Origin of the sequence: Pseudomonas sp. LAIL14HWK12:I1, from assembly GCF_003202095.1 — a bacterium.
GTDB lineage: Bacteria > Pseudomonadota > Gammaproteobacteria > Pseudomonadales > Pseudomonadaceae > Aquipseudomonas > Aquipseudomonas monteilii.
In genome coordinates, this window is the sequence record NZ_QJKG01000002.1 from 492,717 (window position 1) to 518,880 (window position 26,164).

Here is a 26,164-nt window from a genome sequence, read left to right on the forward strand (position 1 = left end):
GGGCGCGGATAGTCGGCCAAGCTTACCTGCCTCACAAGGGAGCAAATTGCATGCCAGTGCCCGAAAATGGCGAGGGCGGGATAAAAGGGGGCGTTTGCGGGCATTTGGTACGCGGATGATGGCGAAAAATGCACCCTTAAGATGCGGGCTTTGGTGTCGGCGCACCAAAGAAGTGCATTACTTGATTTGTGTCGCGACTGCGATCGATCTCACGGGCACCGCAAAACCCCCGCCTTGCATTTATCTGAAAGCTTCTGATCAAAAGTTGGTCAAATCCTGAGCAATTTCCGCTATAATTCGCGCCCCTCATTTTCGGCAGGCCCTGTGCGCGCTGTTAACCAATGAAACTTATCGTCAAAGTCTTCCCAGAAATCACCATCAAGAGCCGGCCGGTGCGCAAGCGCTTCATCCGCCAGCTCGGCAAGAACATCCGCAACGTGCTCAAGGACCTCGACCCTGAGCTCGCGGTCGATGGTGTCTGGGACAATCTCGAAGTGGTCACCCGCGTCGAAGACGAGAAAGTCCAGCGCGAGATGATCGAGCGCCTCACCTGCACGCCGGGTATCACCCACTTCCTGCAGGTAGAGGAATACCCGCTGGGTGACTTCGACGACATCGTCGCCAAGTGCAAGCACCACTTCGGCCACTTGCTGGCCGGCAAGCACTTCGCCGTGCGCTGCAAGCGCGGTGGCCACCATGACTTCACCTCGATGGACGTCGACCGCTACGTCGGCAGCCAGCTGCGCCAGCAATGCGGCGCCGCCGGCATCGAGCTGAAGAACCCTGAAGTGCTGGTGCGCATCGAAATCCGCGACCAGCGCCTGTACGTGATCCACAACCAGCACAACGGCATCGGCGGTTACCCGCTGGGCGCCCTGGAGCAGACCCTGGTGCTGATGTCCGGTGGTTTCGACTCCACCGTGGCGGCCTACCAGATGATGCGCCGTGGCCTGATGACCCACTTCTGCTTCTTCAACCTCGGCGGCCGTGCCCACGAGCTGGGCGTGATGGAAGTGGCCCATTTCCTGTGGAAAAAGTACGGAAGCAGCCAGCGTGTGCTGTTCATCAGCGTGCCGTTCGAAGAAGTGGTCGGCGAAATCCTCAACAAGGTCGACAACAGCTACATGGGCGTCACCCTCAAGCGCATGATGCTGCGCGGTGCCGCGCACATGGCCGACCGCCTGCAGATCGACGCGCTGGTCACCGGCGAGGCGATTTCCCAGGTGTCCAGCCAGACGCTGCCGAACCTGTCGATCATCGACTCGGCCACCGACAAGCTGGTGCTGCGCCCGTTGCTGGCCAGCCACAAGCAGGACATCATCGACCAGGCCACCGAAATCGGCACCGCCGATTTCGCCAAGCACATGCCAGAATACTGCGGCGTGATCTCGGTAAACCCGACCACCCACGCCAAGCGCCACCGCATGGAGCATGAAGAAAAACAGTTCGACATGGCCGTGCTGGAGCGCGCCCTGGAGCGCGCCAAATTCATTTCCATCGACCATGTGATCGATGAGCTGGGCAAGGACATCGAAATCGAGGAAGTGGCCGAAGCGTTGCCAGGCCAGATCGTCATCGACATTCGTCACCCCGATGCCCAGGAAGACGAACCCCTGGCGCTGGAAGGTATCGAAGTCCAGGCCATGCCGTTCTACGCGATCAACAGCAAGTTCAAGCACCTGGACCCCACGCGCCAGTACTTGCTGTATTGCGACAAGGGTGTGATGAGCCGTTTGCACGCACACCACCTGCTCAGTGAGGGACATGCCAATGTGCGTGTTTATCGTCCGACATAAGACGCCGGGGCTGTATGGCGGCAGTATCCGCCATCGCCCTCCCGACCGCCGGGCCCGCTGAGCCTTAAACAGTACATATTGGCCGCCTACACTGGGCGGCAACCGAATCCTCTGATCGAGATACACTTGTGATCGAAAATCTGCGTAACATCGCCATCATCGCCCACGTTGACCATGGTAAAACCACCCTGGTCGACAAACTCCTGCGTCAGTCCGGCACTCTGGAGCGTAACGAGCTCAACGACGAGCGCGTCATGGACTCCAACGACCAGGAAAAAGAGCGCGGTATTACCATTCTGGCGAAAAACACCGCCATCAACTGGAACGGCTACCACATCAACATCGTCGACACCCCCGGCCACGCCGACTTCGGTGGCGAGGTTGAGCGTGTAATGTCGATGGTCGACTCCGTGCTGCTCCTGGTCGACGCCCAGGACGGCCCGATGCCGCAAACCCGCTTCGTGACCAAGAAAGCCTTCGAAGCCGGCCTGAAGCCAATCGTCGTGATCAACAAGGTTGACCGCCCGGGCGCACGTCCTGACTGGGTTCTGGACCAGATCTTCGACCTGTTCGACAACCTCGGTGCTACCGACGAACAGCTGGACTTCAAAGTCGTCTACGCCTCGGCCCTGAACGGCATTGCCGGCCTGGACCACACCGAAATGGGCGAAGACATGACCGCCCTGTACCAGTCGATCGTCGACAACGTACCTGCGCCGTCTGTTGACCGTGACGGCCCGTTCCAGATGCAGATCTCCGCACTGGACTACAACAGCTTCCTCGGCGTTATCGGCGTTGGCCGTATTGCCCGTGGTCGCGTCAAGCCGAACACCCCGGTTGTTGCCATCGACACCAACGGCAAGAAGCGTAACGGCCGTATCCTGAAGCTGATGGGCCACCACGGCCTGCACCGTGTAGACGTTGAAGAAGCCCAGGCTGGCGACATCGTCTGCATCAGCGGTTTCGACGAGCTGTTCATCTCCGACACCCTGTGCGCCCCGGATGCGGTAGAAGCGATGAAGCCGCTGACCGTTGACGAGCCGACCGTTTCCATGACCTTCCAGGTCAACGACTCGCCGTTCTGCGGTAAAGAAGGCAAGTTCGTCACCAGCCGTAACATCAAGGACCGTCTGGACAAAGAGCTGCTGTACAACGTTGCTCTGCGCGTTCAGGAAACCGATTCCCCTGACAAGTTCAAGGTATCGGGCCGTGGTGAGCTGCACCTGTCGGTTCTGATCGAAACCATGCGCCGTGAAGGCTTCGAGATGGCCGTAGGCCGTCCTGAAGTAATCATCCGCGAAGTTGACGGCGTGAAGCAGGAGCCGTTCGAGAACGTCACCATCGACATCCCTGAAGAATCCCAGGGCAAGGTGATGGAAGAGATGGGTCTGCGTAAAGGCGACCTGACCAACATGGTTCCGGATGGCAAGGGCCGTGTGCGCCTGGAGTACAACATTCCAGCCCGTGGTCTGATCGGTTTCCGTAACCAGTTCCTGACCCTGACCAACGGTGCAGGCATCCTGACCTCGATCTTCGATCGTTACGACACCATGAAGTCGGGCCAGATGTCCGGCCGCCTGAACGGCGTACTGGTTTCGGTCGAAACCGGCAAGGCGCTGACCTACTCGCTGGAAACCCTGCAGGCGCGCGGCAAGCTGTTCGTCGAGCACGGCCAGGAGATCTACAACGGTCAGATCATCGGCCTGAACAGCCGAGACAACGACCTGGGCGTGAACCCGACCAAAGGCAAGAAGCTCGACAACATGCGTGCTTCGGGCAAAGACGAAGTCATCGCCCTGGTACCGCCAGTTCGCCACACCCTGGAACAGGCCCTGGAATTCATCCAGGACGACGAGCTGTGCGAAGTGACGCCTAAGTCGATCCGTCTGCGCAAGAAGATCCTGGACGAAGGCGAGCGTACCCGCGCTGCCAAGAAAGCCAAGAACTGAGTTAGCTCAGGCTGAATGAAAACGCCCCCGGTCGAAAGGCCGGGGGCGTTTTTTTATGCCTTCAGGAATTGTGCTGCCCGCTTCGCGGGCAAGCCCGCGAAGCGGCACTTGAAGGCTAACGATCAGCGCCCAACCACCTTGGGCTTGTACGCACAATACCCCGGTCGCGGCCCGACCTTGGGGTGGTTGCGGCAGGTATCCGGGCGCTTGTCATAAATGGTGCACAGGCGGCTTTTACGATCCAGATACATGCAGTCATCGTTGCTCATCCGGGTCAGGGTGAAGATCCCCGACTTCTGGTTGAAGCGCTCGATGATGCCTTCCTTCTGCAGGCGTTTGGCCACGTTCTTCGGCGGTTCGTCTTTTTCGAACTCGTCTACCACGCCGATACGGATCAGATCCTTGATCTTCACCTCCACCGGCAGGGTGCAACAGGTCGAGTGGCAGCCACCGCACATGTGGCTGGTGTAGCGCTGCCAAGTCTCCAGGCGGTCGACTTCGGCGGCGGCGATCAGGGTTGTTTTCATCTTTATAGGGTGGATCACGGTCTTGGGGCGCGCGATGATACCGGAATTGTTCAATTTATGAACAACCTTTTGCCGGAATCGCAGAGTGGGCATGAAAACTGCGAACCGTAACTGTCACTCCCGGTCGAAGGGTCTAGTCTCAACAATCTCCCTCCGCTTTCGTCAACTTGCCCGAGGATGTCGCATGTCCCAGGAACCCAAAGCACGTGACGCCGAAGTCGCGGATTTTCGCGCCGCCGTACTGAACAAGCTGACCTATGCGGTTGGCAAGGACCCGGAGCACGCCTTCGACCATGACTGGTTCGAAGCCATTGCCCTGGCTGCGCGCGATCACATGGTCGACCACTGGATGGACCATACCCGCCAGGCTTATCGACGCAGCCAGAAGCGGGTCTACTACCTCTCCCTGGAATTCCTTATCGGGCGCCTGCTGTACGACAGCCTTAGCAATCTGGGGCTGCTGGACATCGCCCGCGATGCACTGGAAGGGCTGGATGTGGACTTGGAGCGCATCCGCCTGCTCGAACCCGATGCCGCGCTGGGTAACGGAGGCCTTGGCCGGCTGGCAGCATGCTTCATGGAAAGTATGTCCACCTTGGGCATTGCCGCCCATGGTTATGGCATCCGCTACGAGCATGGGCTGTTCCGTCAGGCCGTGGTCGATGGCTGGCAGCAGGAGCAGACCGAAAACTGGCTGGATTTCGGCAACCCGTGGGAGTTCGAGCGTGCCGAGGTGATCTACCCGATCAGCTTCGGCGGCAGCGTTGAAACCTTGAGCGATGATAGCGGTGCCCAGCGCCAGGTCTGGTCGCCGGGTGAAACGGTGCGGGCGGTCGCCTATGACACGCCCGTTGTCGGCTGGCGCGGGTCCAGCGTCAACACCTTGCGCTTGTGGCGTGCGCGGGCGCTGGAAGAGCTGCACCTTGAACGCTTCAATGCGGGCGACCACCTGGGGGCCGTGGCCGAAGTGGCGCGGGCCGAGAGCATTTCTCGCGTGCTGTACCCGGCGGACAGCACCGAGGCGGGGCAGGAACTGCGCCTGCGTCAGGAGTACTTCTTCGTGTCGGCTTCGTTGCAGGATTTGCTCCGCCGTCACCTGAACATGCACAAAGACCTGCTCAACCTGCCCGATGCGGCAGCCATCCAGCTCAACGACACCCACCCATCGATTGCGGTGGCGGAGTTGATGCGGCTGTTGGTGGATCAGCATGAAATACCGTGGGAAAAGGCCTGGGAGCTGACTGTCGGCACGCTCGCGTACACCAACCACACGCTGCTGCCCGAAGCCCTGGAAACCTGGCCGGTCGCGCTGATGGAACGCATGCTGCCCCGGCACATGCAGATCATCTACCTCATCAATGCCTACCATATCGACTCGCTGCGCGCCAAAGGCCTGCACGATTTCGACGTGCTGCGCGCCGTGTCGCTGATCGAGGAAGACAACGGCCGCCGCGTGCGCATGGGCAACCTGGCGTTTCTTGGCTCGCACAGCGTCAACGGCGTGTCGGCGCTGCACAGCAAGTTGATGAAGAGCACCGTGTTCTCCGAGTTGCACAAGCTTTACCCGCAGCGTATCAACAACAAGACCAACGGCATTACCTTCCGCCGCTGGTTGTACCAGTCCAATCCTCAGTTGACCGACATGCTGGTCGAGGCGCTCGGGCCAGAGCTCAAGGACGACCCTGAAGGGCGGCTGGCCGGCCTGGTGCCGTTTGCCGACAAGCCTGGTTTTCGCAAGCAGTTCGCCGCCCAGCGCCTGCACAGCAAGCGCGCGCTGGCCAGCATCATCCAGGACCGCATAGGCGTTACGGTAAACCCCGAGGCGTTGTTCGACGTGCAGGTCAAGCGCATCCACGAGTACAAGCGCCAGTTGCTAAACCTGCTGCACACCGTGGCGTTGTACCAGGCCATACGCAACGACCCCGGTACCAACTGGGTGCCGCGGGTGAAGATTTTCGCCGGCAAGGCGGCAGCCAGTTATCACCAGGCCAAGTTGATCATCAAACTGGCCAACGACATCGCTCGGGTGGTGAACAACGACCCGACCGTCCGTGGCCTGCTGAAGGTGGTGTTCCTGCCCAACTACAACGTCAGCCTGGCTGAAAGCATCATCCCGGCGGCAGACCTTTCCGAGCAGATTTCCACGGCCGGTTATGAAGCCTCCGGTACCAGCAACATGAAGTTCGGGCTGAACGGCGCGTTGACCATCGGCACGCTGGATGGCGCCAACGTGGAGATGTGCGAGCAGGTGGGTGCCGACAACATGTTCATCTTTGGCCTGACAGCCCAGCAGGTCGAGGCGCGCAAGAAGGCGGGTGATTTTGGTGCCAGTGCGGCGATTGCTGCGTCCAACCGCCTGAGTGACGTGCTGCAGGCGATTCGCAGCGGTGTGTTCTCGCCGGACGACCCTTCGCGCTACGCCGGCTTGATCGACGGGCTGGTGGCGTATGACCGCTTCCTGGTGTGCGCCGACTTCGATGCCTACTGGGATGCCCAGCGGCGGGTCGAGGAACTGTGGCACACGCCGCAGGAGTGGTGGCGCATGGCGGTGCTGAACACGGCGCGGATGGGGTGGTTCTCGTCGGACCGGACCATTCGGGAGTATGCCACCGAGATCTGGAAGGCTTTGGATTGATGTGAGGCCATTCGCGGGCGCGCCCGCTCCCACAGGTGCATCACAAGCCTCGCAGCTTGCGAGACACCTGTGGGAGCGGGCGTGCCCGCGAATGGGCCCACAACCAGACCACCGGCCTGGCGAAGGCTGAACTACCGACCTATTGTGCCGTCAGAGAGCCGTGGCGAGTCTCATCACTCGCTAGCCTGCAACTCTCCCTGTAAACTGCGGGGGTTTTTCATCCCCCCCAATCCGTTCGGAGCCATACATGTCCCGCGTTACCCTGAGTCGCTATCTGATTGAGCAGACCCGCAGCAACAATACCCCTGCCGATCTGCGCTTCCTGATCGAAGTGGTGGCGCGTGCGTGCAAGGAAATCAGCCATCACGTGTCCAAAGGCGCCCTGGGTGGTGTGCTGGGCAGCATGGGCACTGAAAACGTGCAGGGCGAAGTCCAGAAGAAACTGGACGTGATTTCCAACGATATCCTGCTGGAAGCCAACGAGTGGGGCGGCCACCTGGCCGGCATGGCGTCCGAAGAAATGGACAACGCCTACCAGATCCCGGGTAAATACCCGAAAGGCGCCTACCTGCTGGTCTTCGACCCGCTGGACGGTTCGTCGAACATCGACGTCAACGTGTCGGTCGGCACCATCTTCTCGGTACTGCGTTGCCCTAACGAATACCTGAGCCAGAACGAAACCCTGAACGAAAACGCCTTCCTGCAGCCAGGCACCCAGCAGGTCGCCGCCGGTTACGCCATCTACGGCCCGCAGACCATGCTGATCCTCACCCTGGGCAATGGCGTGAAGGGCTTCACCCTGGACCGCGAGCTGGGCAGCTTCGTTCTGACCCACGAAAACATCCGTGTGCCGGAAAGCACCGCCGAATTCGCCATCAACATGTCCAACCAGCGCCACTGGGAAGCCCCGGTACAACGCTACGTGGGCGAGCTGCTGGCAGGCGAGACCGGCCCGCTGAAGAAGAACTACAACATGCGCTGGATCGCCTCGATGGTGGCCGACGTGCACCGCATCCTGACCCGTGGCGGCCTGTTCATGTACCCACGTGACGCCCGTGAACCAAGCAAGCCGGGCAAGCTGCGCCTGATGTACGAAGCCAACCCGATGTCCTTCATCATCGAGCAGGCCGGCGGCGCCTCCACCAACGGTTACGATCGCATCCTCGACATCAAGCCAGAAAGCCTGCACCAGCGCGTGTCGGTGATCCTCGGCTCGAAGGAAGAGGTCGAGCGCGTTACCGCCTACCACAAGGAGTAAGTCATGCTCGCACCTTGGCAGCCGTTGCTGGAATGGTGGTTCGGTTGGGGCACCAGTCCCCAGGCCGTGGCTGACGAGAAGAGCACGCTGTGGTTCGGCAAGCATCACGATGCCGATGCCCATGCGCTGTTTGGCGACCTGACCGAGCAGGCCTTGGCCGGCGGGCTCGACGAGTGGCAGCAAAGCCCGCAGGGCTGGCTGGGCCTGCTGATTCTGCTGGACCAGCTGCCGCGCATGATCTACCGCGACACGCCGCGCGCTTTCGAGGGCGACCGGCGTGCCCAGGTGGTGGCCATGCAGGGCCTGCAGAAGGGCTGGGACTACCAGTTGCTGCCCATCCAGCGGGTGTTCGTGCTGCTGGTGTTGGAGCATGCCGAGGTGCTGGACTGGCAGAACCTGTGTGTCGAGCGTTATCAGGTATTGCTCGACGAGCAGCCAGAGGCCCATCGCCGGCTGTTCGAAGGCTTCCTCGACTATGCCGAGCAGCATCAGCGCGTGATTGCCCGGTTCGGGCGCTTCCCGCACCGCAATCTGGTGCTGGAGCGGCCGAGTACCAGTGAAGAGATGGACTTTTTGCTGGAGCCCGGGTCCAGGTTCTGAGGCATTGGGCCTGCTGCGCAGGCTGTCGTGACGCAAGGCCGCTCCTACAAGGGGCGGCCTTTTTTATTGGGCGATGACTATTACTTTGTGATTAATCGCACGGTAGTGGCCACCCGACCAATGGTGTAGGGGTAAATGGGGTGGAGTAGGGAACCTGGGAGGGTTTTTTCCGTCGAAGGTCACTACAGGCCACTCGCCTGTATCCCCTCTCCAGGAGTGTCCTTCATGTCGTTGCGTTCCCTCGCCCTGTTGTCGCTGTGCGTCGTCCTTACTGCCTGCAGCAAGATCAACCAGGAAAACTATTCCAAGATCAAGGCCGGTATGAACAAGGCCGAGGTCGAGAAGTTGCTCGGCACGCCGACCGAGTGCTCTGGCGCGTTGGGCATGAGCAGCTGCACCTGGGGGGACGAGAAGAGCTTCATCAGCGTGCAGTACGCAGCTGACAAGGTGCTGATGTATTCAGGGCAGGGTCTCAAATGAGGCGTGCGTACCTGCTGATGGGGGTGTGCCTGGCGTTGCTGCTGGGCGGTTGTGCAGGCTCCGTGCATGACCCGCTGGCGCCGAAAACCGCCGGCAATGTCGACCTCAAGCGCTATCAGGGCAAATGGTTCGAGCTGGCACGCCTGCCTATGCGCTACCAGACCGGCTGCGAGCAGTCCGAGGCGCACTACAACCTCAAGCCGGATGGCAGCTTTGGCGTGCTCAACCGTTGCCGCACCATGGGTGATGAATGGCTGCGTGCCGAGGGGCACGCCAGCATTCAGGAACCGGGGCATACCGACAAGCTGTGGGTAGAGTTCGACAACTGGTTTACCAAGCTGGTGCCGGGCGTGGCTCGGGGCGAGTACTGGATTCTGTACGTGGATGACCGTTACCGCACGGCAGTGGTCGGCAGCCCGGATCGCAAGCACCTGTGGATTCTGTCGCGTACGCCGACATTGCCGGCGTGGGAGCGTGAGAACCTGTTGTCCAAGGCTCGGCAGCAGGGGTATGACACCAGCCGCTTGATTTGGCGGGCGTCTGATCAACAGATTGTAAAAATGCACTGATTTTTTGGGGCTGCAAAGCAGCCCCAGTACACTCAACCCAAAAGCTGCCGCAATACCTGAGCAAACGCCCGCGCGCTTTCCTCTTCCTGTGCATGCCGCCCTTGGCGCACTACCCACTGCCCATTCACCATCACATCGCGCACTTGGCGATCCCCACCCGCAAACAGCCAGCGGTTAAGAATGGCATCCCCATCCGCCATAGCGATATAAGGGTCCTGCCCGTCGAGTACCAGCCAGTCGGCACGCTTGCCCACGGCCAGCTCTCCAATCCCTTGCCCCAGTGCCTGCGCACCACCTGCCAGTGCTGCGTCATACAGCGTGCGCCCGACCATCGGCTGGTCGGCGCGGTACAGGCGGTTACGCCGCTGGTCACGCAGGCGCTGGCCATATTCCAGCCAGCGCAGTTCTTCCACCACGCTCAGCGACACATGGCTGTCTGAACCAATGCCCATGCGCCCGCCCTGCGCCAGGTAGTCCACCGCCGGGAAAATCCCGTCACCCAGGTTGGCCTCGGTGGTCAGGCACAGCCCGGCCACGGCACCGCTGCGGGCCATGGCGGTGACTTCATCCGGCTCGGCATGAGTGGCATGCACCAGGCACCAGCGGTGATCGACATCGACATGTTCGTACAGCCATTGAAGCGGGCGCAGGCCGCTCCAGGCCAGGCAGTCGTCCACTTCCTTCTGCTGCTCGGCGATATGGATATGCACCGGGCATTGCTTGTCGCTGGCCGTCAGCACGTCGGCGATCTGCCCAGGCGTTACCGCTCGCAGCGAGTGGAAGCACAGGCCCAACTGCTGTGCAGGTTGCGCGGCCAGGATCGGGGACAGTTGTGCCTGCAGTTGCAGGTACCCTTCGGTGGAATTGATGAAGCGCCGCTGCCCGTCGTTCGGTGCCTGGCCGCCGAAGCCGGCGTGGCTGTACAGCACCGGCAGCAAGGTCAGGCCAATGCCGCTGTCGGCCGCAGCCGCGCTGATGCGGCGGGAAAGCTCGGCCGGGTCGGCGTAGGCCTTGCCGGCATTGTCATGATGCACGTAATGAAACTCGGCTACCGAGGTGTAGCCGGCCTTGAGCATCTCGATGTACAGCTGGCGGGCGATGACCTGCAGCTGGTCCGGGGTGATCTGCCCGACCAGGCGGTACATCAGGTCGCGCCATGTCCAGAAACTGTCGTTGGGGTTGCCAGCGACTTCCGCCAGGCCTGCCATGGCGCGCTGGAAGGCATGCGAGTGCAGGTTGGGCATGCCGGGCAGCAACGGGCCGGCCAGGCGTTCAGCACCTTCGGCCGAAGCGCCCGGCTCGATGCTGACTACATGGCCATCGCTGGCGACCTCGATACGGACATGGTTGGCCCAGCCCGTTGGCAGCAGGGCGCGTTCGGCGAAGTAGGCGGACATCGGTAAAATCCTGTTATTGTTAACTTGTATATACATATACAGGCGTTTGCCTGCCGGGTAAACTGCGGCAAGCTACCGCTCATTCCATTGCAAAGGACTCAACGCCGTGCCGACACCTCCTGTCTCCGCGCTGGTTGCCCAGATGGGCGAGGGCCCGGCGCCGCTGTATGCCCGGGTCAAACACATGATCGTCCAGCAGATCGACAACGGCAGCTGGCCGCCCCACCACCGGGTTCCCTCCGAGAGCGAACTGGTCAGCGAGCTGGGTTTCAGCCGCATGACCATCAACCGCGCCCTGCGCGAGCTTACGGCTGAAGGCCTGCTGGTGCGCATGCAAGGCGTGGGTACCTTCGTGGCTGAGCCCAAGGGCCGATCGGCGTTGTTCGAGGTCAACAACATTGCCGACGAAATCGCCGCACGCGGCCATCAGCATAGCTGCCAGGTCATTACCCTTGCCGAAGAAGCCGCCGGCTCCGAACGGGCCCTGGCCCTGGACATGCGTGAAGGCCAGCGGGTGTTCCACTCGCTGATCGTGCATTTTGAAAACGGCGTGCCGGTGCAGATCGAGGACCGCTACGTCAACGCGGCCATTGCCCCTGACTACCTCAAGCAGGACTTCACCCGGCAGACGCCTTACGCCTACCTGTCCCAGGTGGCGCCGCTGACCGAGGGCGAGCACGTGGTCGAGGCCATCCTGGCCGAGCCGGACGAATGCACCCTGTTGCAGATCGAGCGGGGCGAGCCTTGTCTGCTGATTCGCCGCCGCACCTGGTCCGGCCGCCAGCCGGTGACCGCTGCACGGTTGATACACCCCGGTTCCCGTCATCGCCTGGAAGGACGTTTCAGTAAATGAGCCAACTGCAGTTGTTGCGTGCGCAGGATTACCCGCGCATGCCGTGGAAGAACGGTGGCGGTTTCACCGAAGAAATTACCCGCGACAGCGGTGAAGGGCTGGACGGTTTTGGCTGGCGCCTGTCGATTGCCGATATCGAGGAGTCGGGCGGGTTTTCCACGTTCGCCGGCTACCAGCGGATCATCACTGTGCTGCAGGGCGATGGCATGCGACTGCTGGTCAATGGCCAGGCCAGTCGACCGTTGTTGCCGTTGGATGCCTTTGCCTTCAGCGGCGAAAGCCAGGTCAGCTGCAAGCTGCTGGGCGGGCCGATTCGCGATTTCAACCTGATCTATGCACCGCAGCGGTATCGGGCGCGGTTGCAGTGGTTCGATGGCACCAGCCGGTTGTACAGCTCGGCGTCGACGGTGTTGTTGTTTGCGGCCAGTAGCCAGGTTGAGGTGACCATGGCAGGGCGCGAAACGCAGCGGTTGGGGTTGCATGACTGCCTGCGGCTCGAAGGCAATGACGAATTGCTTGGGCTGGAGGTTCAGGGGCGGTTCTGCCTGATCGAACTCATTTCACGTTGAGCTATTCGGGGCCGCAAAGCGGCCCCAGCTTTTTCAGCCGTTCAGCGGATCAGTCCAAATATTTTGGTTGTCCATGCTTGTACATACAAGTAAAGGTGTGTTTGTATATTGACCACGACATACCCGCCCGCGGACGACCGCAGAGGACCTTTCCCGTGACCGACAACAACAAATACCGTGACGTTGAAATCCGTGCCCCACGTGGCAACAAGCTGACCGCCAAAAGCTGGCTGACCGAAGCGCCACTGCGCATGCTGATGAACAACCTCGACCCACAGGTTGCGGAAAACCCGAAAGAACTGGTGGTGTACGGCGGTATCGGCCGCGCTGCCCGTAACTGGGAATGCTACGACAAGATCGTCGAAACCCTCACCCGCCTGGAAGACGACGAAACCCTGCTGGTGCAGTCGGGCAAGCCGGTCGGCGTGTTCAAGACCCACAGCAACGCCCCACGCGTGCTGATCGCCAACTCCAACCTGGTGCCGCACTGGGCCAACTGGGAACACTTCAACGAACTGGACGCCAAAGGCCTGGCCATGTACGGCCAGATGACCGCCGGCAGCTGGATCTACATCGGCAGCCAGGGCATCGTCCAGGGCACGTATGAAACCTTCGTCGAAGCCGGTCGCCAGCACTACGGCGGCAGCCTGAAAGGCAAGTGGGTACTCACCGCAGGCCTGGGCGGCATGGGCGGCGCCCAGCCACTGGCCGCTACCCTGGCCGGCGCCTGCTCGCTGAACATCGAATGCCAGCAGAGCCGCATCGACTTCCGCCTGGAAACCCGCTACGTCGACGAGCAGGCCACCGACCTCGACGACGCCCTGGCGCGCATCGCCAAGTACACTGCCGAAGGCAAGGCCATCTCCATCGCCCTGCACGGCAACGCTGCCGAAATCCTGCCAGAGCTGGTCAAGCGTGGCGTGCGCCCGGACATGGTCACCGACCAGACCAGCGCCCACGACCCACTGAACGGCTACCTGCCAGCCGGCTGGACCTGGGAACAGTACCGCGACCGTGCGCAGACCGAACCGGCTGCCGTGGTCAAGGCCGCCAAGCAGTCGATGGCCGTGCACGTACAAGCCATGCTGGACTTCCAGAAGCAGGGCATCCCGACCTTCGACTACGGCAACAACATCCGCCAGATGGCCAAGGAAGAAGGCGTGGCCAATGCCTTCGACTTCCCGGGCTTCGTGCCGGCCTATATTCGCCCGCTGTTCTGCCGTGGTATCGGCCCGTTCCGCTGGGCGGCGCTGTCTGGCGATGCCGAGGACATCTACAAGACCGACGCCAAGGTCAAGGAACTGATCCCCGATGACGCCCACCTGCACCGCTGGCTGGACATGGCCCGCGAGCGCATCAGCTTCCAGGGCCTGCCGGCACGTATCTGCTGGGTTGGCCTGGGCCTGCGCGCCAAGCTGGGCCTGGCGTTCAACGAAATGGTCCGCAGCGGCGAGCTGTCGGCACCGGTGGTGATCGGCCGTGACCACCTGGACTCGGGTTCGGTCTCCAGCCCTAACCGCGAAACCGAAGCCATGCGTGATGGCTCGGACGCTGTCTCCGACTGGCCGCTGCTCAACGCCCTGCTGAACACCGCAGGCGGCGCCACCTGGGTGTCGCTGCACCACGGAGGTGGCGTGGGCATGGGCTTCTCGCAGCACTCGGGTATGGTGATTGTCTGCGACGGTACCGACGAAGCCGCCGAGCGTATCGCCCGCGTGCTGACCAACGACCCGGGGACTGGCGTGATGCGCCACGCCGATGCCGGTTACGCCATCGCCATCGACTGCGCCAAGGAGCAGGGCCTGGACCTGCCGATGATCACTGGCTGATCGCCGCGCTTTGGATCGCACCCTGCAAGGGGTGATACTGAACAACAAGAAGGAGCGCGCAGGCACCGAAAAACGGGCCTGCGGCTCCACGCGATTTGGAGTAGCAACGTGACCGAATTCACCCTCAAGCCCGGCACCCTGACCCTGGCCCAGCTGCGTGCGATCCACGCCGCGCCCGTGCGCCTGCAACTGGATGCCAGCGCCGCGCCGGCCATCGACGCCAGCGTTGCCTGTGTCGAGCAGATCATTGCCGAAGACCGCACCGCCTACGGCATCAACACCGGTTTCGGCCTGCTGGCCTCGACCCGCATCGCCAGCCACGACCTGGAAAACCTGCAGCGCTCGCTGGTGCTGTCCCACGCCGCCGGTGTCGGCGCGCCGCTGGATGACGACCTGGTGCGCCTGATCATGGTGCTGAAAATCAACAGCCTCAGCCGTGGCTTCTCCGGCATTCGCCGCAAGGTCATCGACGCGCTGATCGCCCTGGTCAACGCCGAAGTCTACCCGCACATCCCGCTGAAAGGCTCGGTGGGCGCGTCCGGTGACCTGGCGCCGCTGGCGCACATGTCGCTGGTGCTGCTGGGCGAAGGCAAGGCCCGCTACAAAGGCCAGTGGCTGTCGGCCACCGAAGCCCTGGCAGTTGCCGGCCTCGAACCGCTGACCCTGGCTGCCAAAGAGGGCCTGGCCCTGCTCAACGGTACCCAGGCTTCCACCGCCTACGCCCTGCGTGGTCTGTTCCAGGGTGAAGACCTGTACGCTGCTGCCATCGCCTGCGGTGGCCTGAGCGTCGAAGCGGCATTGGGCTCGCGTTCGCCGTTCGATGCGCGTATCCACGAAGTGCGTGGCCAGCGCGGCCAGATAGACACCGCCGCCTGCTTCCGCGACCTGCTGGGCGATTCCAGTGAAGTGTCGCTGTCGCACAAGAACTGCGACAAGGTCCAGGACCCGTACTCCCTGCGCTGCCAGCCGCAGGTCATGGGCGCCTGCCTCACCCAGCTGCGCCAGGCTGCCGAAGTGCTGGGCATCGAAGCCAACGCCGTGTCCGACAACCCGTTGGTGTTCGCCGCCGAAGGTGATGTGATTTCCGGTGGTAACTTCCACGCCGAGCCGGTGGCCATGGCTGCCGACAACATTGCCCTGGCCATCGCCGAAATCGGCTCGCTCAGCGAGCGCCGCATCTCGCTGATGATGGACAAGCACATGTCCCAGCTGCCGCCATTCCTGGTGGAGAACGGTGGGGTCAACTCCGGCTTCATGATCGCCCAGGTGACCGCTGCCGCCCTGGCCAGCGAAAACAAGGCCCTTTCGCACCCACACAGCGTCGACAGCCTGCCGACTTCGGCCAACCAGGAGGACCACGTGTCGATGGCCCCGGCTGCTGGCAAGCGCCTGTGGGAAATGGCTGAAAACACCCGTGGCGTACTGGCCATCGAATGGCTGGGCGCCTGCCAGGGCCTGGACCTGCGCAAAGGCCTGAAGACTTCCGCCAAGCTGGAGCAGGCGCGCAAGGCGCTGCGCAGCGAAGTGCCGCACTACGACCGTGACCGTTTCTTCGCGCCAGACATCGAAAAGGCCGTGGAACTGTTGGCCAAGGGTAGCCTGACCGGCTTGCTGCCGGCGGGTGTGCTGCCAAGCCTGTAATGCCCCTAGGGCCGCGTTGCGGCCCATCGCGAGCAAGCTCGCTCCTATAAAGGCAACGCGTTCCCTTGTAGGAGCGAGCTTGCTCGCGATTGGGTTGCATGGCGGCCCCCTGATCTCACGACCACAAAAACAATTTAAGGACGTGACATGCAACAAGCTCCAGGTCTCAAGCGCGGGCTAAGTGCCCGCCACATCCGTTTCATGGCCCTCGGTTCCGCCATCGGCACCGGGCTGTTCTACGGCTCTGCCTCGGCCATCCAGATGGCCGGCCCGGCCGTGCTGCTGGCCTACCTGATCGGCGGCGCTGCCGTGTTCATGGTCATGCGCGCCCTCGGCGAAATGGCCGTGCATAACCCGGTGGCCGGCTCCTTCGGCCACTACGCCAGCACCTACCTCGGCCCCATGGCCGGCTTCATCCTCGGCTGGACCTACGCCTTCGAAATGGTCATCGTCGCCATCGCCGACGTCACCGCCTTCGGTATCTACATGGGCTTCTGGTTCCCGGAAGTGGCCCGCTGGATCTGGGTGCTTGGCATCGTCTTCCTGATCGGCGGCCTCAACCTGTGCAACGTCAAGGTGTTCGGCGAAATGGAGTTCTGGCTGTCGCTGCTCAAGGTCGGCGCTATCGTGGCGATGATCCTGGCCGGCCTCGGCATCATGGCCTTCGGCTTCAGCCAGGTGGGTACCGGGCATGCCGTCGGCGTCAGCAACCTGTTCGACCACGGCGGCTTCATGCCTAACGGCGTGGGTGGGTTGATCGCGTCCTTTGCCGTGGTGATGTTCGCCTTCGGCGGCATCGAGATCATTGGCGTCACCGCCGGTGAGGCCAAAGATCCGCAGCGCGTCATCCCCAAGGCGATCAATGCCGTGCCGCTGCGCATCCTGCTGTTCTACGTACTCACCCTGTTCGTGCTGATGTGCCTGTACCCATGGCCGCAGATCGGCAGCCAGGGCAGCCCGTTCGTGCAGATCTTCAGCAACCTGGGCATTGGCTCTGCCGCCGCTGTGCTGAACATCGTGGTGATTTCTGCCGCCATCTCGGCCATCAACAGCGACATCTTCGGCGCCGGCCGCATGATGTACGGCCTGGCCCACCAAGGCCATGCGCCACGCAGCTTCGGCAAACTGTCGAAGCATGGCGTGCCGTGGATGACCGTGGTGGTGATGGGCGCTGCACTGCTGATTGGCGTGCTGCTCAACTACCTGATCCCGGAGAACGTGTTCCTGCTCATCGCTTCCATTGCCACCTTCGCCACTGTATGGGTGTGGCTGATGATCCTGCTCACCCAGGTGGCCATGCGCCGCAGCATGAGCCGTGAGGAAGTGGCCCAACTCAAGTTCCCGGTACCGTTCTGGCCCTACGGCCCGGCCATGGCCATTGCGTTCATGGTGTTCATCTTTGGTGTGCTCGGCTACTTCCCGGACACCCAGGCGGCACTGATCGTCGGCGTGGTCTGGGTGGTGTTCCTGGTGGCGTCCTACCTGCTGTGGTGCAAGCCGCGTGCAGGGCAGGGCAGGCCGGCAGCAGAACCCGTAGAGCTGCACCGTTAGTAAAGGAGATTGTGCATGAGAACCCTCTGGCAGCATTGCCATGTGGCTACCATGGCCGAGGGCCGTTATTCGGCCATCGAGGACGCGGCCATCGTCACCCGTGCCGGGCTGATCGAGTGGATCGGCCCACGCGCCGAGCTGGCGCCGGTCGACGCTGACCGCACGGTGGACCTGGGCGGCGCCTGGGTCACCCCGGGGCTGATCGACTGCCACACCCACGCGGTGTTCGGTGGCAACCGTAGCGGTGAGTTCGAGCAGCGCCTGCAGGGCGTGAGCTATGCCGAAATTGCTGCCCAGGGCGGTGGTATCGCCAGCACCGTGCGGGCCACCCGCGCGGCCAGCGAGGACGAACTGTTCGCCAGTGCTCGTCAGCGGGTTCAGGCGCTGATGCGCGATGGCGTGACCACGATCGAGGTCAAGTCTGGCTACGGCCTGGACCTGGCCAACGAACGCAAGATGCTGCGCGTGGCCCGGCGCCTGGCGGACGAACTGCCGCTGGCGGTGCGGGCCACCTGCCTGGCCGCGCACGCCCTGCCACCGGAGTACGCCGGCCGGCCCGACGACTATATCGCGCATATCTGCGACGAGATGCTGCCAGCCTTGGCTGCCGAGGGCCTGGTGGACGCAGTGGATGCCTTCTGCGAACACCTGGCGTTTTCCCCGGCCCAGGTCGAGCGGCTCTTCATCAAGGCGCGTGAGCTGGGCCTGCCGGTCAAGCTGCACGCCGAACAGTTGTCGTCGCTGCACGGCTCCAGCCTGGCAGCGCGTTACCAGGCGCTGTCGGCGGATCATCTGGAGTTCATGACCGAGGAAGACGCCATCGCCATGGCCGCAGCCGGCACTGTTGCTGTGCTGCTGCCGGGCGCCTTCTACTTCCTGCGTGAAACCCAGTTGCCGCCCATGGATGCACTGCGTCGCCACGGGGTGAAAATTGCCTTGGCCAGCGACCTCAACCCCGGCACGTCACCTGGGTTGTCGCTGCGGCTGATGCTGAACATGGGCTGCACCTGTTTCCGCATGACCCCGGAAGAAGCGTTAGCTGGCGTTACGGTACATGCCGCCACGGCACTGGGCCTGGGCGACAGCCACGGCTCGCTGGAAGTGGGCAAGGTGGCCGACTTCGTCGCCTGGCAAATCGAACGCCCTGCCGACCTGGCCTACTGGCTGGGCGGCGACCTGCCCAAGCGCGTGGTGCGCAAGGGCAACGAAATCTCCAATTGAGCGAGGCACGATGGACAAGGTACTGAGTTTTCACCAAGGCCACCTGCCGCTGCTGATCAGCATGCCGCACGCCGGCCTGGGCTTGAGCAACGCGGTGCGCGACGGCCTGGTCGATGAGGCGCGCAGCTTGCCGGACACCGACTGGCACATCCCCCGGTTGTACGCCTTTGCCCGTGACATGGGGGCCAGCGTGGTCGCGGCGGAGTACTCGCGCTTCGTCATCGACCTCAACCGCCCGGATGACGACAAGCCGTTGTATGCCGGCGCTACCACTGGCCTGTATCCGGCCACGTTGTTCGATGGCGAGCCGCTGTTCAAGGATGGGCTGGCGCCCTCAGGTGAAGAACGCAAAGGTTATCTGGAGCAGATCTGGCGTCCCTACCACGGCACGATCCGCAGCGAACTGGACCGGTTGCGCGAGCAGTTTGGTTACGCCCTGCTGTGGGATGCCCATTCCATTCGCTCGCTGATCCCGCACTTGTTCGACGGCAAGCTGCCGGACTTCAACCTGGGCACTTTCAACGGCGCCAGTTGTGACCCGGCATTGGCTGAGCGGCTGCAAGGCGTGTGCGCCAAGGTACAAGGTTACAGCCATGTGCTTAATGGCCGCTTCAAAGGCGGGCACATCACCCGGCATTACGGTGACCCGGCCAACCATATTCATGCTGTGCAACTGGAGCTGGCACAAAGCACGTACATGGACGAAACCGAGCCGTTTGCCTACCGGGAAGACTTGGCGAGGCCTACACAAGACGTACTGAAGCAGCTTCTGCAGGCGCTGCTGGCTTGGGGCGAGGAGCGTTACAAGCGTTGAGTGGAAGGGGCGACGCCATTGGCTTCGCCCCGCTTCATGGGTGTTCAGTCGTTGGCTACCTGCGCAATATGTGCGCACGCGCAAAATCGTTTCAAGCGGTAAAGGGTTGTCGAACAAGGCTGGGCCGCTTGGCCGGCTGGGGGTAGATATATGTGTCCGCAAGGTTGGCCGTATCAGCGAGGACGGTGCTGAAAGTGCAATTCAGGTTTATGATGGCCCACGGCCGAATAATCCTCACACGGAGTGCGCAATGCAGACCCTGTACCCGCAGATCAAACCCTACGCCCGGCACGATCTGGCCGTGGAAGCGCCGCATGTGCTGTATGTCGACGAAAGCGGCTCGCCAGAAGGTCTGCCGGTGGTGTTCATCCACGGTGGCCCGGGCGCCGGTTGCGACGCCCAGAGCCGTTGCTACTTCGACCCCACGCTGTACCGCATCATCACCTTCGACCAGCGCGGCTGTGGCCGCTCCACGCCACACGCCAGCCTGGAGAACAACACCACCTGGCACCTGGTCGAGGATCTGGAGCGCATTCGTGAGCACCTGGGTATCGACAAGTGGGTGCTGTTCGGCGGTTCCTGGGGCTCCACCCTGGCCCTGGCCTATGCCCAGACCCACCCCGAGCGCGTGCATGGCTTGATCCTGCGCGGCATCTTCCTGTGCCGGCCGCAGGAGATCGAGTGGTTCTACCAGGAAGGTGCCAGCCGAATGTTCCCGGACTACTGGCAGGACTACATCGCGCCAATTCCGCCGGATGAGCGCGGCGACCTGGTCAAGGCCTTCCACAAGCGCCTGACCGGCAATGACCAGATTGCCCAGATGCACGCCGCCAAGGCCTGGTCCACCTGGGAAGGCCGCACTGCCACCCTGCGCCCCAACCCGCTGGTGGTCGATCGCTTCTCCGAGCCGCAACGTGCGCTGTCGATCGCCCGCATCGAATGCCACTACTTCATGAACAATGCGTTCCTCGAGCCGGACCAGCTGATCCGCGACCTGCCGAAAATCGCCCACCTACCGGCGGTTATCGTGCACGGCCGCTATGACGTGATCTGCCCGCTGGACAACGCCTGGGCACTGCACCAGGCCTGGCCCAACAGCGAGCTGAAAGTCATCCGCGACGCTGGCCACGCGGCTTCCGAGCCGGGTATTACCGATGCCTTGGTGCGTGCGGCCGACCAGATGGCCCGGCGCCTGCTCGACCTGCCTCTGGAAGAAGCATGAGGGGCCTGCTCCAGCGCGTGCGTGGTGCGCGGGTTGAGGTAGCAGGGGAGGTGGTCGGCGCCATCGACCAGGGTTTGCTGGTGCTGGTGGCCGTCGAGCCTGAAGATTCCCGTGAACAGGCCGATAAGCTGTTGCACAAGCTGTTGAACTACCGTGTGTTCAGCGACGAGCAGGGCAAGATGAATCTGTCGCTCAAGGATGTCGGTGGCGGTTTGTTGCTGGTGTCGCAGTTCACCTTGGCGGCGGACACCCGCAACGGCATGCGCCCGAGCTTCTCGACGGCAGCGCCACCGGCCCTCGGCGCCGAGTTGTTCGACTATCTTTTGCAGCAGGCAAACGCGCAGCATACCGACGTGGCCAGTGGCCGCTTCGGTGCGGATATGCAGGTGCACCTGGTCAATGATGGCCCCGTAACATTTATGTTACAAATGTGAGCTCAAAAAACCCTTTGTTTATAGGAAAACAAGGGGTTTTGTACGATAAATAGTTGTTCCAGCCTGATGCGTTGTCACGCGACCTGCTGGATAATCGCGCGCTGCATGGACCTGCGTTCGCAGGTTCGTTTCACTCTGACTCGAGCATTGTCTGGATCCGTTTGGGGAATCATTACGCCCTCACGGGGTCCGAACAGTGCTCGCCAACCCGGCATTTGTCGCTGGCCGTTGGTTTCATGATCTGTTTTCGGCGAGGGTTGCTCGTGATTGTTAGTCCCCAAAAAGCATCAAGAATCCCCGGAACCGGGCTGCGCAAGGCTTTGATGGCCAGTGTGGCACTGGTAGGCCTGATGAGCGCGGGCCAGCTGTGGGCATTCAATCTTGACGATGTTGCAGCCAAGGCAAAGGATCTGGCCGGCCAGAAGTACGAAGCACCCAAAAGCAACCTGCCGGCCGTTTTCCGCGACATGAAGTTTGCGGACTATCAGAAAATTCATTTCCTGCAGGAAAAGGCCGAGTGGGCCAAGGACAAGACCCCGTTCAAGCTGTCGTTCTATCACCAGGGCATGCACTTCGATACCCCGGTGAAAATCAACGAGGTCACCGCCACCAAGGTCGAGGAAATCAAGTACGACCCGAGCCGCTTCGAGTTCGGTGACGTGCCACACGACCCGGAAACCACCAAAAACCTGGGTTACGCCGGTTTCCGCGTGCTGTACCCGATCAACAAGGCCGACAAGCAGGACGAGATCATGACCCTGCTTGGCGCCAGCTATTTCCGCGTGGTCGGCAAGGGCCACGTGTACGGCCTGTCGGCCCGTGGCCTGGCCATCGACACCGCGCTGCCGTCGGGCGAGGAATTCCCGCGCTTCACCGAGTTCTGGGTCGAAAAACCCAAACCGGCCGACAAGCACCTGGTGATCTACGCACTGCTGGATTCGCCGCGCTCCACCGGTGCCTACAAGCTGACCCTGCGCCCGGGCAACGATACCGTGGTCGACGTACAGTCCCAGGTCTTCCTGCGTGATCAGGTCAGCCGCCTGGGTATCGCCCCGCTGACCAGCATGTACCTGTTCGGCCCCAACCAGCCGTCCAAGGTGCTCAACTACCGCCCGGCCCTGCACGACTCTGAAGGCCTGTCGATCCATGCCGGTAACGGCGAGTGGATCTGGCGCCCGCTGAACAACCCGAAACACCTGGCCGTGAGCAACTTCAGCGTCGAGAACCCGCGTGGTTTCGGCCTGATGCAGCGTCAGCGCGCCTTCAGCGACTACGAAGACCTCGACGACAACTACCAGAAGCGCCCAAGCGCCTGGATCGAGCCGAAAGGTGACTGGGGTAAAGGTACCGTCGACCTGGTCGAAATCCCGACTGCCGACGAGACCAACGACAACATCGTTGCCTTCTGGAGCCCGGAAAAGCTGCCGGAGCCGGGCAAGCCGTTCGAGTACGCCTACCGCCTGCACTGGACCATCAACGAGGCGAAGTTCCAGGCGCCTGAGTTGGGCTCGGTCAAGCAGACCCTGCGCTCCACCGGTGACGTGAAGCAGTCCAACCTGATTCGCCAGCCAGACGGCAGCGTGGCCTTCCTGGTCGACTTCGCCGGCCCGGCCCTGGCCGCCCTGCCGGAAGACACCGCCGTGCGCAGCCAGATCAGCGTGGGTGACAACGCCGAGGTGGTCGAGAACAATCTGCGCTATAACCCTGAGACCAAGGGCTGGCGCCTGACCCTGCGTTTGAAGGTCAAGGAAGCCAACAAATCGACCGAAATGCGTGCCGCGCTGGTGCGCGATGTGCCGGTCGAACCCGCCAAGCCTGCGCAGGACGCCAAGCAGGACAAGGCCGCAGCCAAGCATGCCAAGGCCGAGAAAGCCGTCAAGGCTGAGCAAACGGCCAAGGCCGAACAACCTGCCGCCGATGCGGCGCCCACCAACGGGGCCCCGGCCACCACCGAGAAGGTGCTGACCGAGACCTGGAGCTATCAGTTGCCTGCCGATGAGTAACTCAAGCGCAAGGCCAGTATCGCTTGGCGAGTACCTGGCTCACCTACCACTGAGTGACGAGCAACGGGCGGAACTCGCCAGTTGCACGTCGTTCAGTGAGCTGCACCAACGTTTGGCTGCCAAACCGGCCGCCGACGCTGCCGAGGCCGTGCAGGCCTCGGTGGGCCCGCGCCTGACCGTGGGCAGCGCCGCCGAGCTGGAGGACGCCGAAATGCTCGGCGTCGACGGCAGCGGTCGCCTGTGTCTGAAAATCGCCCCGCCGATCAAGCGCACCAAAGTGGTGCCAGAGCCTTGGCGCACCAACGTGCTGATCCGCATGTGGCGGCGCATGACCGGCCGCACCAATGCCCCGCAGCCACCCAAGCGCGAGCTGCCGCCGGCGCGCTGGCGTACGGTCGGCTCGATCCGCCGCTACATCCTGCTGGCCCTGATGATCGGCCAGACCATCGTCGCCGGCTGGTACATGAAGGGCATCCTGCCGTACCAGGGCTGGTCGTTCGTCGACCTCGACGAAATCCTCAACCAGTCGCTGTGGGATACGGTGGTGCAGGTTTGGCCGTATGCCTTGCAAACCTCCATCCTGATCCTCTTTGGCATCCTGTTCTGCTGGGTGTCGGCGGGCTTCTGGACTGCGCTGATGGGCTTCCTCGAGCTGCTCACCGGGCGTGACAAGTACAAGATTTCGGGCAGCAGCGCCGGCAACGAGCCGATTGCTCCCGAGGCGCGTACCGCGCTGGTGATGCCGATCTGCAACGAAGACGTGCCGCGCGTGTTCGCCGGCCTGCGTGCAACGTTCGAGTCGGTGGCTGCCAGCGGCAACCTCGACCGTTTCGACTTCTTCGTGCTCAGCGACACCAACGACACCGATATCGCCGTGGCCGAACAACAGGCCTGGCTGGACGTGTGCCGCGAAACCAAGGGCTTTGGCCGCATCTTCTACCGCCGCCGTCGGCGCCGGGTGAAGCGCAAGAGCGGCAACCTTGACGACTTCTGCCGTCGCTGGGGCGGCGAGTACAAGTACATGGTCGTGCTGGACGCCGACAGCGTCATGAGCGGCGAGTGCCTGAGCAGCCTGGTGCGCCTGATGGAGGCCAACCCGGACGCCGGCATCATCCAGACCGGGCCGAAAGCCTCGGGCATGGATACCCTGTATGCGCGCATGCAGCAGTTCGCCACCCGCGTATACGGCCCGCTGTTCACCGCCGGTCTGCACTTCTGGCAGCTGGGCGAGTCGCACTACTGGGGCCATAACGCGATCATCCGCATGAAGCCGTTCATCGAGCACTGCGCCCTGGCGCCGTTGCCGGGCAAGGGCGCGTTCGCCGGTGCGATCCTTTCTCACGACTTCGTCGAAGCCGCGCTGATGCGCCGTGCCGGCTGGGGCGTGTGGATCGCCTACGACCTGCCGGGCAGCTATGAAGAGCTGCCGCCGAACCTGCTGGACGAGCTCAAGCGTGACCGTCGCTGGTGCCACGGCAACCTGATGAACTTCCGCCTGTTCCTGGTCAAGGGCATGCACCCGGTGCACCGTGCGGTGTTCCTCACCGGGGTGATGTCGTACCTGTCGGCGCCGCTGTGGTTCCTGTTCCTGGTGCTGTCGACCGCGCTGCTGGCGACCAACACGCTGATGGAGCCTCAGTACTTCATCGAGCCGTACCAGCTGTACCCGCTGTGGCCGCAGTGGCACCCGGAGAAGGCCGTGGCGCTGTTCTCCACCACCATCGTGCTGCTGTTCCTGCCCAAGCTGCTCAGTGTCATCCTGATCTGGGCCAAAGGTGCCGTCGAGTTCGGCGGGCGGGTCAAGGTCACCTTGTCGATGCTGATGGAGATGCTGTTCTCCATGCTGTTGGCACCGGTACGTATGATCTTCCACACCCGCTTCGTGCTGGCGGCGTTCCTCGGCTGGGCCGCGACCTGGAATTCGCCGCAACGTGACGACGACTCCACCCCGTGGGGCGAGGCTGTGCGCCGCCATGGTCCGCAAACCCTGTTGGGTATCGCCTGGGCTGGGCTGGTGGCGTGGCTGAACCCGAGCTTCCTGTGGTGGCTGGCGCCTATCGTTGGCTCGTTGGTGCTGTCGATCCCGGTTTCGGTGATTTCCAGCCGTACGCGCCTGGGCCTGGCGGCCAAGGACGAGAAGCTGTTCCTCATCCCCGAGGAATACGCTACCCCGCAAGAGTTGCTGGCCACCGACCGGTACACCCACGAGAACCGCTGGCATGCCCTGCACGACGGCTTCGTGCGGGCCGTGGTCGACCCTCGGCAGAACGCCCTGGCCTGCGCCATGGCCACTGCCCGTCATGGCCAGGCGGCGCCGATCGAAGCGCTGCGTGCCGAGCGCGTGGCCAAGGCGATGGAAGTCGGGCCGAAAGGGCTGGACCTCAATACCCGCCTGGCCCTGCTCAGCGACCCGGTGGCGCTCACCCGCCTGCACGAGCAGGTGTGGGCCGAGCACAATACGGCGTGGATCGATGTGTGGCGTGCGTCGATCAAGAACGACCCGCACTCGCCGCTGTTGCCGCTGCACCCGGAGAGTGAAGGCCAACCGGCACTCGTCGGCGCCTGATCGATTGCAATCGCGAGCTACGCTCGCTTCTACGATGAACACCCGTAGGAGCGAGCGTAGCTCGCGATGCGCCGCGCAAGCGGCGCTCGATTCTTCGGCCACAATCCGATTTTGGCCAACAAAGTCCCCCCCGGCTCTAGGTCCCCGAGCCGCCATGCGTTAGCATCCCATTCCGATACGACGCCTCGGCCAGTACGGCCGTGCCAACACAATAAGATTCGCTACTTTTCTTGCTAGGGGACTTGGTGAT

At 62.6% G+C, this 26,164-nt stretch carries 20 protein-coding genes; 18 read left to right on the forward strand and 2 right to left on the reverse strand.

Going from position 1 to position 26,164, the window contains the following annotated elements; all coding sequences use genetic code 11:
• The first annotated feature begins 341 nt into the window (after positions 1-341).
• Together thiI and typA are read left to right on the forward strand one after the other, a co-directional pair.
• Positions 342-1,796: a tRNA uracil 4-sulfurtransferase ThiI gene (gene thiI / locus D906_RS07215; RefSeq protein WP_016712461.1), complete on the forward strand. Its 1,455-nt coding sequence runs from the start codon at positions 342-344 to the stop codon at positions 1,794-1,796.
• A gap of 128 nt (positions 1,797-1,924) precedes the next feature.
• On the forward strand, positions 1,925-3,745 hold the full coding sequence (gene typA, locus D906_RS07220) for a translational GTPase TypA (RefSeq protein WP_016712460.1): 1,821 nt from the start codon (positions 1,925-1,927) through the stop codon (positions 3,743-3,745).
• A gap of 122 nt (positions 3,746-3,867) precedes the next feature.
• Here typA and D906_RS07225 read toward each other — a convergent pair whose 3' ends face one another.
• On the reverse strand, positions 3,868-4,272 hold the full coding sequence (locus tag D906_RS07225; RefSeq protein WP_025752310.1) for a YkgJ family cysteine cluster protein: 405 nt from the start codon (positions 4,270-4,272) through the stop codon (positions 3,868-3,870).
• Positions 4,273-4,456: 184 nt separating this feature from the next.
• On the opposite strand from D906_RS07225, the gene D906_RS07230 reads away from it, so the two are divergent.
• From D906_RS07230 to D906_RS07255, 5 genes are all read left to right on the forward strand, one after another.
• Positions 4,457-6,907, forward strand: a complete 2,451-nt coding sequence (locus tag D906_RS07230; RefSeq protein ID WP_019098300.1) for a glycogen/starch/alpha-glucan phosphorylase — start codon at positions 4,457-4,459, stop codon at positions 6,905-6,907.
• A 247-nt stretch (positions 6,908-7,154) separates the two neighbouring features.
• Positions 7,155-8,165, forward strand: coding sequence for a class 1 fructose-bisphosphatase (locus D906_RS07240; protein WP_016712457.1), 1,011 nt, complete (start codon positions 7,155-7,157; stop codon positions 8,163-8,165).
• Between the two features lie 3 nt (positions 8,166-8,168).
• The gene (locus D906_RS07245) at positions 8,169-8,765 is read left to right on the forward strand and encodes a DUF924 family protein (protein ID WP_019098301.1); all 597 of its coding nucleotides are present in this window, start codon (positions 8,169-8,171) and stop codon (positions 8,763-8,765) included.
• 225 nt (positions 8,766-8,990) lie between these two features.
• Positions 8,991-9,245 carry an outer membrane protein assembly factor BamE gene (gene bamE / locus D906_RS07250; RefSeq protein ID WP_027614847.1) on the forward strand — a complete coding sequence of 85 codons (255 nt, stop codon included), beginning with the start codon at positions 8,991-8,993 and terminating at the stop codon, positions 9,243-9,245.
• Positions 9,242-9,814, forward strand: coding sequence for a lipocalin family protein (locus D906_RS07255; protein WP_019098302.1), 573 nt, complete (start codon positions 9,242-9,244; stop codon positions 9,812-9,814). The genes bamE and D906_RS07255 overlap by 4 nt, the downstream gene beginning before the upstream one ends.
• A 32-nt stretch (positions 9,815-9,846) precedes the next feature.
• Here the strand turns inward: D906_RS07255 and D906_RS07260 are convergent, their stop codons facing one another.
• Positions 9,847-11,211, reverse strand: a complete 1,365-nt coding sequence (locus D906_RS07260) for a formimidoylglutamate deiminase (RefSeq protein WP_027614848.1) — start codon at positions 11,209-11,211, stop codon at positions 9,847-9,849.
• Between the two features lie 142 nt (positions 11,212-11,353).
• Between D906_RS07260 and hutC the strand changes: the two genes are divergently transcribed.
• From hutC to mdoH, 11 genes are all read left to right on the forward strand, one after another.
• Positions 11,354-12,064, forward strand: coding sequence for a histidine utilization repressor (gene hutC / locus D906_RS07265; RefSeq protein ID WP_174244684.1), 711 nt, complete (start codon positions 11,354-11,356; stop codon positions 12,062-12,064).
• Positions 12,061-12,633 (forward strand): HutD family protein, encoded by a 573-nt coding sequence (locus tag D906_RS07270; RefSeq protein WP_016712452.1) that lies wholly within the window; start codon positions 12,061-12,063, stop codon positions 12,631-12,633. The genes hutC and D906_RS07270 overlap by 4 nt, the downstream gene beginning before the upstream one ends.
• Before the next feature lie 155 nt (positions 12,634-12,788).
• Complete coding sequence (hutU, locus tag D906_RS07275; protein WP_016712451.1) at positions 12,789-14,462, forward strand: urocanate hydratase; 1,674 nt, start codon at positions 12,789-12,791, stop codon at positions 14,460-14,462.
• A 108-nt stretch (positions 14,463-14,570) separates the two neighbouring features.
• Entirely contained in the window at positions 14,571-16,103 is a 1,533-nt protein-coding gene (gene hutH / locus D906_RS07280; RefSeq protein WP_019098304.1) for a histidine ammonia-lyase, read from the forward strand.
• Positions 16,104-16,250: 147 nt separating this feature from the next.
• Complete coding sequence (locus D906_RS07285; RefSeq protein ID WP_019098305.1) at positions 16,251-17,654, forward strand: amino acid permease; 1,404 nt, start codon at positions 16,251-16,253, stop codon at positions 17,652-17,654.
• Positions 17,655-17,669: 15 nt separating this feature from the next.
• A complete protein-coding gene (gene hutI, locus D906_RS07290; RefSeq protein ID WP_025752319.1) occupies positions 17,670-18,875 on the forward strand; it encodes an imidazolonepropionase in 1,206 nt (401 codons plus the stop codon).
• A 10-nt stretch (positions 18,876-18,885) separates the two neighbouring features.
• Entirely contained in the window at positions 18,886-19,689 is an 804-nt protein-coding gene (gene hutG, locus D906_RS07295; protein WP_025752321.1) for an N-formylglutamate deformylase, read from the forward strand.
• Positions 19,690-19,939: 250 nt separating this feature from the next.
• The gene (pip, locus tag D906_RS07300; RefSeq protein WP_016712445.1) at positions 19,940-20,911 is read left to right on the forward strand and encodes a prolyl aminopeptidase; all 972 of its coding nucleotides are present in this window, start codon (positions 19,940-19,942) and stop codon (positions 20,909-20,911) included.
• A complete protein-coding gene (gene dtd, locus D906_RS07305; protein WP_019098637.1) occupies positions 20,908-21,345 on the forward strand; it encodes a D-aminoacyl-tRNA deacylase in 438 nt (145 codons plus the stop codon). Before pip ends, dtd begins: the two co-directional genes overlap by 4 nt.
• 263 nt (positions 21,346-21,608) lie before the next feature.
• Positions 21,609-23,348, forward strand: a complete 1,740-nt coding sequence (locus D906_RS07310; RefSeq protein WP_201296075.1) for a glucan biosynthesis protein G — start codon at positions 21,609-21,611, stop codon at positions 23,346-23,348.
• A complete protein-coding gene (gene mdoH, locus D906_RS07315) occupies positions 23,341-25,914 on the forward strand; it encodes a glucans biosynthesis glucosyltransferase MdoH (protein ID WP_025752326.1) in 2,574 nt (857 codons plus the stop codon). Before D906_RS07310 ends, mdoH begins: the two co-directional genes overlap by 8 nt.
• The last annotated feature ends 250 nt before the right edge of the window (positions 25,915-26,164 follow it).